Genomic DNA, 13,999 nt, shown 5'->3' on the forward strand with positions numbered 1-13,999 from the left:
AGCCGCTGTTTGTAACGAACAGCGGCTTTTCAGTCTAAATTAATTCATTAGTATTTAGCTAAAATGCTATCACGCTCACCAGTACTTATTATTTCTTGTAGGCCAAGCTCAAACTTTTTTTGTAAACGCATTGCATCAGGATGATTGCGAGAAAATGCTAAATAGATATCAGTGCCTTCATTTATAAAAGCGAGTTGCACTTCTTTTGGTAATACTTGTTGACGTTGCAGCAAATTAGCAACTTTAATGAAAATTAACGCACTATCTAAGCGGCCCATCATTAAGCGTTTCACATTTGCCGAATCTGTATTTGCGTCTGCAATGGTAATTGCATTCTTAGCGATTAAATCTAAATGATGTTGTCCATACCCGTAGCCACGGACAACACCAACGGACTGGCCATTAAATTGCTCTCGATTAACAATTTCAAGTGGCTGCTCAGTGTTTTGATAGTAGGCTGAAAATGCCTCGTACAGTGGTGTATCACCGAGTAAATATTTTTGTTTTGTCACAGCATCAATAGGTACATTAAACCCTGCAACATAAGCGGCTGTATCAAGGTAATGCAGTACTCTGGCATAAGGATATACATGAAATTCTACTTCAATATTTTGTGTGGCAAATGCAGCTGTAATAATTTCGTTTGCTAGGCCTGTCCCATCGGCGTTTGCGTAGGGAGGCCACGAATCTTCAGCTGCAATAGTTATTTGTTCTGTCTCAGCCCACACAGTGAAAGTTGATAAAAGTAAAATCAACAAGGTAATTTTTAACATTTTATTTGACGCATTTTGTCCTGATGTAGTTAAGTTTAGGCTTAATTCAAAATTTAACCAATTGAATGACAATTACTATTAATTATTAACCTATCCGTGGCATAGCAGGGAAGGTTGATGTTGGTTTGTGATTAGTAAAGTCTGTGCGGGTAAATTAAAAAGCCGCTGTTGGTAATAAACAGCGGCTTTTGTGTTTTTAAAAGGCCAGTTAAAAAATCAAGCTAATCAACTTGTAGCTACTTAAGCCGAAAATGAGTAATAGCACCGGCAAGATCAATAGATTAACAATAATTGAGTTGGTGTAGTTGCCCATTACATATTTTTGATTGACTAGCCATACAAGGTAAGTGGTCACAATCGGCAGTAATATGCCATTGGCGGCTTGGGCAAAGATGATCACGGCAACAGGGTCTAAGCCAAGTGATGCAACTGCAGCACCAAATACTAAAATAACAATGGCGACTAGTTTGAAACGGCTATTGTTCATGTCATTAGACCAGCCAAGCATGCCACATACGGCGTATGCACCAGCAAGTGGCGCAGTGATAGCACTGGTTAGCCCCGCGGTAAATAAGCCAATCGCAAAAAAATAATGTGCGGCATTGCCTAGTAATGGCTCTAACTGTACCGCCATATTGGCAGCGCTGATTTTTCCGACCTCTGTGCCGTAAAAAGCGACTGAAGCAGTGGATAAAATAGCAAGCGTTATAACGCCGCCCAGTGTGACGGATATACCCGTATCTAAATTAGTGTGTTTGATGAGCTTACGTTGATCAATGTTCTCGTTGTGTTGCGCGGCGAGTATACCTGAGTGTAAAAATAAGTTGTAAGGCACAATAGTGGTACCCACTAAGGCTAATACTGTCGTTGCAGAGCCTTCAGGTATACTTGGTATAAAGCCCGCAAGTACTTGAGCCATAGGTGGTGCAGCCATCACTAAGGTAGAGATAAACACTAAACTCATCAACAGTACTAAAAAGATAAGTGCGGTTTCTACCACTTTATGTTTGCCGCTATAAAGTAATAGGGCGCTGAAAATAGCGATTAAGGGTGTCCAAAGTTGCGCTTCTACTTGAGGGAATATTTCAATTAATCCCAGTGTAGCGCCACTTAGGTTGCCGGCTTCATAAGCGGCACTGCCAACGCCAATAGCACTGATCACTAAGAAGGCGGCGAGAGGTTTAAATAATGGGTGTTGTATATGGGTGCGAAGTGCTTGGGCAAGATCTTGACCCGTAACTACACCAAGGCGGGCAGCCATTGATTGCAATAATATAGTCGCTATTACTGAAAACAGTAATGTCCAGATCAGTGTAAAACCAAAATTGGCACCTGCAATACTGGCGGTGGTAATAGTCCCTGGGCCAATAAAGGCAGCAGTAACAAGTAGGCCTGGTCCTAGTCGCATGAGTAACCTTAGAGTTTGTTTAACGTTGGTAACTGTGTTCAGCTACTTGGCTTGATATTTTTTATCAATAAGTTACAGCATACAAGTTAAATTATATTGTTAAAAGAACTAAAGTTAAGCCATGCAATTCACCCAATAGATAAAGCTCACTGGTCTATTTTTTAGCGAAATGAGTCGCCAATATTTACTGTTTTTATCATTGATATAACGAAAAGTAATGAAAGTTAAGACTTCTGTATAATGGTGTATGGCATTAATTATGGTACTTTACGTCAACTTTTTGATATCACTTTGTTAACAGTAAACTAAAAATAAAAACTAAAGCTGACTACTGGAATACAAGCCATCAAAGAACACAAAATTTAAAATTAAAACAGGACGTATCGTGTGAAAAACTTACTATCAGGCTTTAACCTATTTAGTCTAGTACTTTTACTATTTTGCTCCCCAACGTGGGCAGCTGATGGGCAGTTAAATTTAACGACCTCAACAGTGGGTTTGATCTGTATAGCGATTTTTTGTCTCGCTTATGCAGTGGTAATGCTCGAAGAGAAGCTGCATTTACGAAAATCAAAACCGGTGTTGGTTGCGGCTGGACTTATTTGGATTTTAATTGGTGCATATTATGTAAACAATGATATGCCAGACATTACCGAAACTGCATTTAGGCATAACTTACTCGAATTTGCCGAGCTAATGCTGTTTTTACTGGTGGCGATGACCTATATCAATGCATTAGAAGAGCGTAGGGTATTTGATGCGCTGCGTGCTTGGATGATCCGTAAAGGCTTTAATTATAAAAATTTATTTTGGATCACAGGCTTCTTAGCGTTCTTTATATCCCCGATTGCAGATAACTTAACCACCGCACTTTTAATGTGTGCTGTAGTAATGAAGGTAGCAGAAGGTGATGAACCGTTTATTAATCTTAGTTGTATAAATATTGTTATTGCTGCCAATGCCGGTGGAGCATTTAGCCCATTTGGCGATATTACCACCTTAATGGTTTGGCAGGCTGGTTTAGTCCACTTTAATGAGTTTTTAGTTTTATTTTTACCCTCGCTAGTTAATTATCTCGTCCCTGCGACCATCATGAGTTTTTACGTAGCTGATAAGCAACCCACGGCCCAATACGAAGATGTAGAGCTTAAACGCGGTGCAATCAGAATTTTAGTGTTGTTTTTACTGACTATAGGCACGGCAGTAGCGAGTCATAGTTTTTTACATTTACCGCCTGTGCTTGGCATGATGATGGGGTTGGGGTATTTACAGTTTTTTGGTTATTTTTTAAGAATGACTTTACCAGGATCACTCGCTCGAAAAAGAGCGCACGCGGAGCAACTAGGTGATAATGACCGTTTAGCTAAGCTTGGCAGTGTTGTACCTTTTGATGTGTTTAGTAAAGTGTCGCGTGCCGAGTGGGATACCTTATTATTCTTCTACGGCATTGTAATGTGTGTAGGCGGCCTTGGCTTTTTAGGTTATTTAAATTTAATGTCTGAGATGCTTTACGGCAGTTGGTCGGCGACAACGGCCAATATATTCCTAGGGGTTATTTCGGCGGTTATCGATAACATCCCCGTGATGTTTGCAGTGCTGTCTATGCAACCGGATATGTCACACGGGCAATGGTTATTAATCACCTTAACAGCGGGGGTCGGCGGTAGTTTATTGTCAATTGGCTCTGCTGCCGGCGTGGCATTAATGGGGCAAGCCCGCGGTTATTATACTTTCTTTGGCCATTTAAAGTGGACGCCAGTTATTGCGCTTGGCTATGGCGCAAGTATCATGGTTCATTTATGGCTAAACGTTGATCTTTTCTAATAACGAGAAAATACTGAATAGCAAAATTAAAAGCGAACACGTTGATACCTGTTCGCTTTTTCTTTATGTGGATCGTTAAATTTTGTGAGTCAATTTAAGCCAACAATATTATTTAAATCACCTGAATAATTTGCTCTTGGTTTAAGCGTGATTTTGGCAGTTTGGCATTATAGTCAGTTTGCGTTTCGTGATAACCGATAACAAGTGCAACTTCGCAAATATAACCATCTAACTCATCCGCAAAAAGTTCACTAATTAGCTCGCTATCTACGCCTTCCATTGGGGTTGAATCAATACCTAAACGTGCAACGGCGTGCATAGTATTACCAAGTGCAAGGTAGGTTTGTGCTTTGCTCCAGGTGCCATTGTTACCAGATTCATCGGTATTTAAATCAACGAATGCATATGCGCCAAAGGCTTGCTCGCGGTTTTCTGCAGGCGTGCGGCCATTTTTGATATCAGTGTCAATCACTTTTGCATAATCTGCTCGGCTATATTTTGGGTTGTATGCAAACAAAATAATGTGTGAGGCAGCTTTAATATGAGGTTGATTAAATTGAAACTTGTTAGCAAAAGTATCATGCATACGTTGCTTTGCTTGCTCAGACTCAATAACAATGAATTTCCATGGTTGCGAATTAATTGATGACGGGGATAAACGCATAGCTTGATAGATAACAGCTAAATCTTCTGCCGATACACGTTTAGTTGCATCATATTTTTTTGCTGTGTAACGAGCTTCTAAGTCAGTAATAATCGGGTGTGTCATAATTGGTTCCTGTAGCGAATAATCAAAGCTGTTGAATGGAGCTGATGATAGCGCTTGCATTACTTTTGATAAACAGCATAATTATTGAATCATTATCAAATATATTTAGATAATATGCAGATTGACGATTTAAAACTTATTTTAAAAGTTGCGGAATTTAAAAGTATCACCCTTGCAGCAGCAAAATTGGATATGCGAACAGCAACCGCAAGCGCCGCTATTAAAAGGGTAGAAGCGACATTAGGTGTTGACCTCTTTGTGCGCACTACGCGGCATTTAAGGCTATCAGCAGCAGGTGAACGCTACATTCCACAGTGCGAGCAAGCAATAACCATACTTGAACAAGCTCGGCAAAACCTTAAAGGTGAACATGATGAGATTGAAGGGGAACTAAGGGTTGCATTATCATCTGATCTTGGCCGTAATTTAGTGATCCCTTGGATTGATGAAATTATGGATAGTTACCCTAAGGTGAGTCTACGCACGCATATTAGTGATAGTAACATTGATTTTTACCGCGATTCGGTGGATATAGCACTGCGTTATGGCTCGCCAAATGATGCCAATGTTTATGGATTTAAAATTTGTAACGTGCCCCGCTTATTGTGCGCCACCAAAGCATACGTGCAGCAATATGGTGATCCTCAGCACCCAGATGATTTAGCCCAGCATCAAGGGTTATTTTATCAACTGCAAGATATTATCAATAATGTGTGGGAATTCACCGACGGGCAAAACAAATACAAAGTAAAAATGCAGGGCAAGCGCGCCTCTAATGATGGTGATTTAGTACGGCGCTGGTGTGTTGCTGGCAAAGGGCTTGCCGTAAAATCAGCATTAGATATAGCCGATGACCTACTAAATGATCGAGTCGTTACCCTGATGCCGGGCTATAAACATACCTGTGGCGAACTCTGGCTCATTTGCCCAAGTCGTCAATCAATTACTCCTGCAGTTAGACTATTACGTGATACGTGTCGTGAAAAAGCACGCACGATAATCAGCCAACTAATTGATAAAGGCGTACTTGAACACAGTGTACTTGATGACTAATTATTAAACATATTCTGTGCTACAACGTGGCAATTGAGCATTAAGGGGAGTTTACTATTACTCTGTAGGATCACTTTTATTTGCTTCATGATTTCGTTTAAAAATAACGCCTTTAAAGTTTTTGCTTCAAATAAAAAGCCCGAACTGTATACAGCTCGGGCTAGTTGGTTGGGATATCAAATTTTATAAAGGTGAGTGGCTTACTTTGCTGTCCACCTTGCCGCTAGCCGGAGTTCCATCTACCAGCGCTTCTTTTCCACGCCATTTACGAATTAATCGTTTAGCATCTTCTAGTGCGACATATTGACATGGGATCAGGACCAGCGTAATTACGGTGGCAAATAACACACCAAAGGCCAGCGATACCGCCATTGGGATCACGATTTTAGCTTGTAAGCTGGTTTCCATGATGATTGGTAACACGCCAATAAAGGTGGTGATTGAAGTAAGCATTATCGCTCTGAAGCGCCGTGCACCAGCTTGCATTACTGCATCTTTTATTGCTACACCTTCAGCGCGGGCTTTATTAACAAAGTCCACCATTACTAATGAATCGTTCACAACAACACCGGCTACAGCAATGATCCCGAAGATAGATAAACCGCTCATGGTCATGCCTAAAATCATGTGCCCAAACATGGCGCCAATTACCCCAAATGGGATCACCGACATAATGATTAACGGCTGTGAATATGAGCGCAGCGGTATTGCTAATAACGCGAAGATAATCATCATTGATAGTGCAAAATCACGCACTTGCTCAGCAACGCTATCCATTTCTTCTTGAATACGTCCAGCAACACTACTTTGTACACCAGGGTAGCTTTTCAATAGAGCTGGTAAGTATTCATCACGAATTTCTTTGGCAATTGCAAACGGCTCTACTTGGTCGGTATCAACGGCTGCCCATACGTTAACGGTACGTTTTGAGTTTTCACGGCGAATACGGTTAACACCATCAACCAGTTTTACATCTGCCACTTCAGCCAGCGGTACTTCTGCACCCGTTGGAGTAATGATCCGGGCACTGGCGATATCGCTGATTGAATTACGCGCTTCTTCCGGGTAGCGGATCATGACTTTCACTTCCTCACCGTCACGTAAAATACGTTGTGCTTCAATACCGTAGTAACTAAAACTGACTTGTGAAGCCACATCAGCAAGGGTAAGGCCCATGCTGTACGCCAATGGTTTTAAATCAAGCTGTACTTCATCGGTGGCGCTTTGCATTGAGTCATTTACATCACCCACACCTTCCATTGTGTTGAGTTTTTCTTTTAACTTTGCCGCTACTTCTTTTAGCTGTTTGGCATCTTTTCCTTCAAGGCGAAAGCTAATATCACCGTCGTCTCGACCACCATTCATGATACTGTCTTGAATCGTTAAGGTTTTAACGCCCGGCAACGCTGGCATTTGTTCGCGCCACAGGGCGCTCAAAGCAAAGGTATCAATAGGGCGCAGCTCAGGATCAATTAATATCGCCATAATGCTGGCCTCAGTACGACCACGTAAACTGACTGACAGATCGCGAACCATGGCTGTGCCATATTGCTCTTTTAGTTGTTGATCAACATTGATAATGACTTGCTCTATTTTTTGCGCGGTTTCTAAGGTGGCTTGCTCTGATGAGGCTAAGTTCATTTCAACTGAGATACGCGGAAAGTCGTGAGGAATTTTAGGGTTCGCGACAAATTTAACTAAACCACCCGCAAACATACCGCCGCTGACAATCAGTACACAAATGAAGCCAATGATGACGGTATATCGGTAATGAATACAATGACCAATAAATGGTGTGTAATAGTTATCTACAAAGCGTTTTAAACCACTATCCATAACTTTACGAAGGCGGTGCAACGGATTTTTAGGGTTCGGTTCACGATGTTTCATCGCCGCTAAGTGAGCCGGTAAAATAAGTTTTGATTCAATCAGTGAGAAAATCAAACACAGAATAATAACCCCGCCAATCGCTTTGGAAAACGCAGCGCCTGGGCCACTGGCTAAAGTTTGCGGCAAAAATGCGGCGATGGTGGTTAATACGCCAAATGTGGCAGGCATAGCAACACGTTTCACACCGCGTACAACGTTATCCAGTGAATGGCCGTGCTTTTCAATTTCGGCACTGGCTGATTCACCCACCACGATGGCATCGTCCACCACAATACCGAGTACGAGGATAAAGGCAAACAGTGACGCTAAGTTGATGGTGACATCTAAAAAACCCATTGGCATCATTAAAAAGGCGCCTAGGAATGACACTGGTAAACCCATCATCACCCAAAACGCTAAGCGCAGCGGTAAAAACAGCGCAAGCACCACCATCACTAGCAAACCGCCCCATACCATGTTGTCGATCATCATGTCTAAACGACCTTCAAGGTAATAAGTTAAGTCAACAATTGGGGTGAGCTTAACACCTGCTGGCAGCTGGTCTGCTTTATCAGCTAAGTATTGCTTTAGCACTTTGGCCACTTTGGTAATATCTTGATCTTTTGAGGCATTTACTTCAAATGATAGGGAGTTTTTGCCATTATATTTTGAGTATTGCAGGCCTTCTGCGAAGCCATCGTTAATGGTTGCTACATCACCTAGATACACTTGCGCGCCATCAGGCAATAAAATCAGGGGGAGTTTTTCAAACTCATTACCGCGATAGGCTTGTTTTTCAACCCGCATCGAAATATAGCCGTTTTCAGAGCGAATTTGTCCTGCTGACATGTTGGCTGAAAAAGCACGTACGGTGCTGGCAATATCTCTAAAAGTTAAACCGTATTCGCGAAGTTTATCTGGGCTGACTTCAATGCTAATTTCGTAATCAAGGCCACCATTAAATTCAACGAGGTTGATTTGCGGTAAGGCTTGCAGCTCGTCTTTAATATTGTTGCCCAGCTCTTTGAGTTGATAATTGCTCATGTCGCCATAAAGGGCGAGGATCATCACTTCTTGCTCAAACTTATCATGGCGTACAATTGGGCGCTCCATGTCAGCAGGGAAGGTATTGATTGCATCAACTTGCATTTTTATTTCATCGAGTACTTCTTTAGGATCGTATTTTTCTTCGATTTCGATCCAAGCTTGCGAATAACCACGATTTGAATAAGTAATTTTCCGCTTGATGCCTTCTAAGCCTTCGAGGGCTTCTTCGACCTTAATGGTGATACCTTCTTCAACTTCTTGCGGGGCAGCGCCTGGGTAGACCGCTTGTACGCTGATCCAATTATTTTCAAACTGCGGGAACATCTGTTTGCGAATAGAAAACGCCGTTAAAATACCGCCTACTAAAATAAAAATCATCAATAGATTTGCTGCAACAGGGTTACGGGCAAACCAAGCAATTAAGCCTTTTTCGCTATGAATGCTCATGGCTTATTCCTCTTTCAGCGCAAGTTGCGTTGCACCAGCAGGCTTATCAGCGTTATTTAGTTTGACTTGCATGCCTTCGGTTGGGAAATCTAAAGCAGATGTGATCAATTGCTCACCATCATGTAAACCTTGTGACGCGATGACCATGCCATTTTGTTCTCTAATAATATTAAGGGGCTTAAACGACAGCGTTAAATCGTCATTCATTACCGCTATTTTGCCGTTTTTAACTAAGTGATGAGGAACGATAATCGCATTATCTAGTTCACGACCAGCAATGGTGGCATTGATATAAGAACCAAAGCGCAGTGGTTGCTCACTGGCATAAGGGGTATTCACTTGTGCCACTAAATAACTCATACGGCTTTTTTGATCAATAACGCCTTCACTGCGAACAACTTTAGCCTGCCATGTGGTTGGCTTACCGGCATAGTCTGCACTGATTGTTACATTCGCGCCGATACCACGGTTAGTTAGGTATTGTAATTCTTTATCAGCCACGGGTAGGCGAATTTCAGCGACCAAAGTTGAACTGAGTGCACCAAACTGACTACCTGGGTTAACAACACTGCCTAAACTAATTGCGCGTTCAGAAATAATCGCATCATATGGCGCTTTGATATACGTACGCTCTAAATTACGGTTTGCACGTTTTTCAGCTGCTTGCGCTGCACGGTAGCGCGCGAGTTTCTCTGCTAACTGTGGTTTGCGTAAATAGAGTTGTGATGGGATCATTTGGTTTGAATCGTCTTTTATTCGGTCCCATTCAGCCTGTGCTACATGTGCTTGTGCGCGTTCAATCTCTAAGTCCGAGCTTGCTTGTGCCAACCCAGCTTGCGCTTCAATTAACGCCGCTTCATAATCATTTGGATCTATTCGTGCTAGAATATCGCCTTGTTTAACAAAACCACCTTGCACAAATTGCTCAGATACAAACACCACTTGACCGCTTACTTGCGCAACCAGTGGGGTGTGATCTTTTGCTTTAACAACACCATACGATTTAACGTCTAAGGTAATTGCATCAAGGTGAACTGGGTTAACAGAGACCAATGGGCGTGTATCTTGTGCTGGCTTTTCTTCCGGCGGTTGTTTCATTGCTGAAAACGCAACCGCTAGACCTACACCCGCGACTAGCACGGCAATAGGTAGAATGATTTGTTTTTTAGTAGCCACAGGGCTTTCCTCATAATTAGGTGACGCTGTCATTATAATGAAGAAAGTGTTTACAAGGCGTATGAAGATGTAACAAGTCATTACACGATTAACATATTGATGAAATAGAGCACAAAAAGGGCAGAGTATGAACACATCAACAATGGCATGTCGGCTTGGCTGTGGTGCATGTTGTATTGCACCAAGCATTAGCTCTCCGATCCCAGGTATGCCAAATGGCAAGAAAGCAGGAGAGCGGTGTATTCAATTAGATAACAATAACTTATGTAAACTATTTGGTGATGAACGGCGGCCAAAAGTATGCAGTGACTTTAGTGCAACAATTGATGTATGTGGCACCAGCAACGCACAAGCTTTGCAGTTGATCACAGAACTTGAACAGATGACATAAAAAACCGCATCCTAAAAAATGCGGTTTTTATACATATTGTTTATTTACCAGCTATAAGTTGCGCTCAGAGTGTATTGCTCGCCACGTCCAGGTGTGCCGGGGATCTCTTCAAATGATTCGCCCCATAAGTTATCAGCGGCTAGGGTGATAAATAAGTTATCAAGTGCTGATGGGGTTATTTTTAATGTTAAGTGGGTAAATAGCGCTTCGTCATCGCCATTTCTTAATTTATTTTCATGTTGCTTACGCCATTCATTATCAATTCTAAACTCCAGTAAATCCATGGGTTGCCAAATAGCACCGAGCGTGACGCGGTGATCAGGAAAGTTTAACGCATAAAAACTGGCATCGATATCTGCTGCGCCATAGTTTTCTGATTTATGCAGATAAGTGTAACTGCTAATAAGTTCAACAGTATCAAAATGCTTAGTTGCTAAAAACTCAATGCCTGCGGTGTCGATATCAACAGCGTTAGCTGCTCGGGCAGAGGTAGAGTCGAAGCTGTAAGTCCAATCAGTCAGGTTGTCATCTTGGCGATAAAAAATGGCTGAATCTAAGCGCCATGTTTGCTGTTCAAGTAATAAACCAAGCTCTAAGTTCTGGGTGGTTTCACGTTCAAGATTATAGTTACTTCTAAATAACCCACCGGATTCACTGCCACCAATAGCTGTGTATCCGGCTACTTGACTTGCCTGTGCAAACGATAAGTACACTGTACGCTCTGTGCCATCATTATTGAGGGTATTCCAAGCAAGGTCGCCAAGCAGCGAGAATTGCGAGTCGTCTCTGTTGGTATCGTCAAAAGCGGCGCCTAAACGAATAGTCAGTAATTGGTTAGTATCAATCGCAGTTTTGTATTCTGGTAACACGCTGAGTTTATAATAATTACGCGAGGTAAAGTTATTCTCAAGGGTGGTCGATTCAATTGCATCTTCCATGTATTGCGCTGAGTAATTGATTGCAAACGATGCATTATTACTATGGCGACCAGATAGGGCGAGAGCTTTAACTTCTGTTTCATGAAACGCTTCAAATGCACTGGGGTTTTCACGAGAGTAAATATAATGGTCGTTATTTTTACGATAATAAGCGGATACTTCAAAAGAGCTCTGGTTTGCATAACCTTGTTTATGATTAAGCATCAGTAATTGTGTATCAAGATCTTCGGTTTCGTTTACCCCAAATGGCGTGTACAAGTTTGGCCAACCAAAAAACTTTTGCTGTGAGCCGTAAAATAAATCTGTTTGCGATTGCGGACCAGTTAATTGCACGCGGCCAGAGGCACGGGTAAAGTCATGATCGCCGTTGTCTATGGTGCCGTCACTTTGTGAGTGCGCATAGTCACCTTGAAAACCTAACTGCCAATCAGGCTTGCCTGCAAGTGGCACATTGAGCCCTGCATTGATGCTTTGTAAATTAAAATCGTTATTACCCGTGCCTAATGACGCACTGCCGCCAGTATTTATCGGCGTCCAAGCAAACGATACTGTACCAACTGAGCTATTCACACCATAGAGTGCATTATCAACGCCAGTAAAAATATCAGCGGTATCGAGCATCTGTGGTGCAATCGGAATTTCAGCAAAGTAATGGCCTGATTGAGGATCGAATAAGGTAGCACTGCCAACCCGAAAACCGGTGTTTTCAAAAATGCCGCCGCGAATAGTGACATCCGCTTGCGCTTCGGCCATATTACGCGATTGCAGATCAACACGCGGATCGTATTCTAAATTTGAGATCGGCGCGGCAAAGGTGCCCACAGGTTCGTTATTTGCGGTTGCTGACACTTTTACTGTTATTTGTTCAATGTTATCAGTGTTATTTTTCTCATTAGTCGCAAGTGCAGTGGTTGATAAACTGCAAAAAATAGCAGGTAGGACTAGTTGTACTGTTTTTATCACTTTAAAATCTCTTTACGCTTTTATATATTGCTGCATGAGCAAACACGTTGTTAGTACGCGTTTTAAATAGGGCGCTATTGTATCTTAATGAGAGAAAATTGCATTTGATAATCATTCATGTCTATTTACATAGGTTTAATATATGAACACATTACATAACACCAATTTAGACCGTGTTTATTTTGCTGGTGGTTGCTTGTGGGGAGTACAAGAGTTTATCAAGCATTTACCTGGAGTAGTAAGCACTGAAGCGGGGCGAGCCAATGGCACCAGCAATACGACCGCGGGCGAATACGATGGTTATGCAGAATGTGTTCAGGTGGTTTTTGATACCGATAAAGTTGAGTTGAACACCTTGATCAGTTATTTCTTTGAAATTATTGACCCATACAGTATTAACAAGCAAGGCGATGATGTTGGGCCTAAGTACCGCACGGCCATTTACAGTAAGCAGCCAGCGCATCTAAACATAGCGAAAGACTTTATTAGCACTCGTGATGATGCAGACAAAATAGTGGTTGAAGTACTGCCGTTGACAAATTACGTAGCAAGCGATCCAGAGCACCAAGACCGACTAACTAATCATCCAGATGATTACTGTCATATACCACTGGAGTTATTACATAAGTATAAGAAACAGCAAAATAAATAATAGTGTATTTAAATAAAAAAGTGCTAATGGCTTATAAGGTGAGAGTCAAACTTTGTCGTATTTATTCCCCTTTTTAGATTTTCTAGCGTTTTTTTTCTTTCGAGGAAACATATCCCTAAAAAGATAGGGCACAGCTAAAAAGTAGATCCCAGTTCCTAAATAAATAAAAAGATAAAAAAGATAAGTAAATGGCGACGTTGAAAAAAAATAAACGTCAGGTTCGACCCTGTAATCTGTTGGAGTCAGAATATATCCGTCAAATATAAATTTTATCGAAAATATAATAGATAAGAGGCCTATAGCCAAAAATACTAAAGAGAATGCGATTTTATTCAATAGCATTCTCGTATCACTGATATTTACAAGTTTTACTTTTGGTTTCTTTTTTTTATTTTTTGATTGCTTCATTTTTACCAAAAAAAGTAATAATTACTGATACCAATATTCCTACAAAACCAATGCTTGAAAAAAACAGACTGAATTCACTTTTAATATTGAAAATATTTAATAAGCTAGTTATTAACAATAGAAAAACACCAATAATTTTTATAATCGTTAGTGTTTTATTCAAACAAAACCATTCTTGACAAGAGGGACATTGTTTTTCAATAAAAATACTATTCTTGTTAATGTCTTTTATATCTTTAGCTGTAATCTTACTTTTACAATGAGGGCACGTTACTTTCATT

At 41.2% G+C, this 13,999-nt stretch carries 11 protein-coding genes; 4 read left to right on the forward strand and 7 right to left on the reverse strand.

Annotated features, from left to right (window positions below; all coding sequences use genetic code 11):
* Positions 1 to 47: 47 nt before the first annotated feature.
* A complete protein-coding gene (locus A7968_RS07610; protein ID WP_157586683.1) occupies positions 48 to 773 on the reverse strand; it encodes a substrate-binding periplasmic protein in 726 nt (241 codons plus the stop codon).
* A gap of 208 nt (positions 774 to 981) precedes the next feature.
* Positions 982 to 2,181: an Nramp family divalent metal transporter gene (locus A7968_RS07615; RefSeq protein ID WP_064665991.1), complete on the reverse strand. Its 1,200-nt coding sequence runs from the start codon at positions 2,179 to 2,181 to the stop codon at positions 982 to 984.
* Positions 2,182 to 2,568: 387 nt separating this feature from the next.
* Between A7968_RS07615 and nhaD the strand changes: the two genes are divergently transcribed.
* Positions 2,569 to 4,005, forward strand: a complete 1,437-nt coding sequence (nhaD, locus tag A7968_RS07620) for a sodium:proton antiporter NhaD (RefSeq protein ID WP_064665992.1) — start codon at positions 2,569 to 2,571, stop codon at positions 4,003 to 4,005.
* Positions 4,006 to 4,117: 112 nt separating this feature from the next.
* Here nhaD and A7968_RS07625 read toward each other — a convergent pair whose 3' ends face one another.
* Complete coding sequence (locus tag A7968_RS07625) at positions 4,118 to 4,774, reverse strand: nitroreductase family protein (RefSeq protein ID WP_064665993.1); 657 nt, start codon at positions 4,772 to 4,774, stop codon at positions 4,118 to 4,120.
* A gap of 114 nt (positions 4,775 to 4,888) precedes the next feature.
* On the opposite strand from A7968_RS07625, the gene A7968_RS07630 reads away from it, so the two are divergent.
* Positions 4,889 to 5,827 carry a LysR family transcriptional regulator gene (locus tag A7968_RS07630; protein ID WP_064665994.1) on the forward strand — a complete coding sequence of 313 codons (939 nt, stop codon included), beginning with the start codon at positions 4,889 to 4,891 and terminating at the stop codon, positions 5,825 to 5,827.
* 183 nt (positions 5,828 to 6,010) lie between these two features.
* On the opposite strand, the gene A7968_RS07635 is transcribed toward A7968_RS07630, so the two are convergent.
* A complete protein-coding gene (locus A7968_RS07635; RefSeq protein WP_064665995.1) occupies positions 6,011 to 9,190 on the reverse strand; it encodes an efflux RND transporter permease subunit in 3,180 nt (1,059 codons plus the stop codon).
* 3 nt (positions 9,191 to 9,193) lie between these two features.
* Positions 9,194 to 10,366 (reverse strand): efflux RND transporter periplasmic adaptor subunit, encoded by a 1,173-nt coding sequence (locus tag A7968_RS07640; RefSeq protein WP_064665996.1) that lies wholly within the window; start codon positions 10,364 to 10,366, stop codon positions 9,194 to 9,196.
* Between the two features lie 127 nt (positions 10,367 to 10,493).
* On the opposite strand from A7968_RS07640, the gene A7968_RS07645 reads away from it, so the two are divergent.
* A complete protein-coding gene (locus A7968_RS07645) occupies positions 10,494 to 10,757 on the forward strand; it encodes a YkgJ family cysteine cluster protein (protein WP_064665997.1) in 264 nt (87 codons plus the stop codon).
* A gap of 44 nt (positions 10,758 to 10,801) precedes the next feature.
* Here A7968_RS07645 and A7968_RS07650 read toward each other — a convergent pair whose 3' ends face one another.
* On the reverse strand, positions 10,802 to 12,658 hold the full coding sequence (locus A7968_RS07650; RefSeq protein ID WP_064665998.1) for a TonB-dependent receptor plug domain-containing protein: 1,857 nt from the start codon (positions 12,656 to 12,658) through the stop codon (positions 10,802 to 10,804).
* A 142-nt stretch (positions 12,659 to 12,800) separates the two neighbouring features.
* On the opposite strand from A7968_RS07650, the gene A7968_RS07655 reads away from it, so the two are divergent.
* The gene (locus tag A7968_RS07655; protein WP_064665999.1) at positions 12,801 to 13,310 is read left to right on the forward strand and encodes a peptide-methionine (S)-S-oxide reductase; all 510 of its coding nucleotides are present in this window, start codon (positions 12,801 to 12,803) and stop codon (positions 13,308 to 13,310) included.
* 388 nt (positions 13,311 to 13,698) lie between these two features.
* Here the strand turns inward: A7968_RS07655 and A7968_RS07665 are convergent, their stop codons facing one another.
* Positions 13,699 to 13,998: a hypothetical protein gene (locus tag A7968_RS07665; protein ID WP_064666001.1), complete on the reverse strand. Its 300-nt coding sequence runs from the start codon at positions 13,996 to 13,998 to the stop codon at positions 13,699 to 13,701.
* Between the last annotated feature and the right edge of the window lies 1 nt (position 13,999).

Origin of the sequence: Pseudoalteromonas prydzensis, assembly GCF_001661495.1 — a bacterium.
In the GTDB taxonomy this organism is placed as follows: domain Bacteria; phylum Pseudomonadota; class Gammaproteobacteria; order Enterobacterales; family Alteromonadaceae; genus Pseudoalteromonas; species Pseudoalteromonas prydzensis.

Bases quoted from the DNA above. Each gene is read 5' to 3' on its own strand.
- A7968_RS07625 (WP_064665993.1), bottom strand. From the start codon at position 4,774: ATGACACACCCGATTATTACTGACTTAGAAGCTCGTTACACAGCAAAA.
- A7968_RS07665 (WP_064666001.1), bottom strand. From the start codon at position 13,998: ATGAAAGTAACGTGCCCTCATTGTAAAAGTAAGATTACAGCTAAAGAT.
- A7968_RS07635 (WP_064665995.1), bottom strand. From the start codon at position 9,190: ATGAGCATTCATAGCGAAAAAGGCTTAATTGCTTGGTTTGCCCGTAAC.
- A7968_RS07655 (WP_064665999.1), top strand. From the start codon at position 12,801: ATGAACACATTACATAACACCAATTTAGACCGTGTTTATTTTGCTGGT.
- A7968_RS07630 (WP_064665994.1), top strand. From the start codon at position 4,889: ATGCAGATTGACGATTTAAAACTTATTTTAAAAGTTGCGGAATTTAAA.
- A7968_RS07615 (WP_064665991.1), bottom strand. From the start codon at position 2,181: ATGCGACTAGGACCAGGCCTACTTGTTACTGCTGCCTTTATTGGCCCA.
- A7968_RS07645 (WP_064665997.1), top strand. From the start codon at position 10,494: ATGAACACATCAACAATGGCATGTCGGCTTGGCTGTGGTGCATGTTGT.
- A7968_RS07610 (WP_157586683.1), bottom strand. From the start codon at position 773: ATGTTAAAAATTACCTTGTTGATTTTACTTTTATCAACTTTCACTGTG.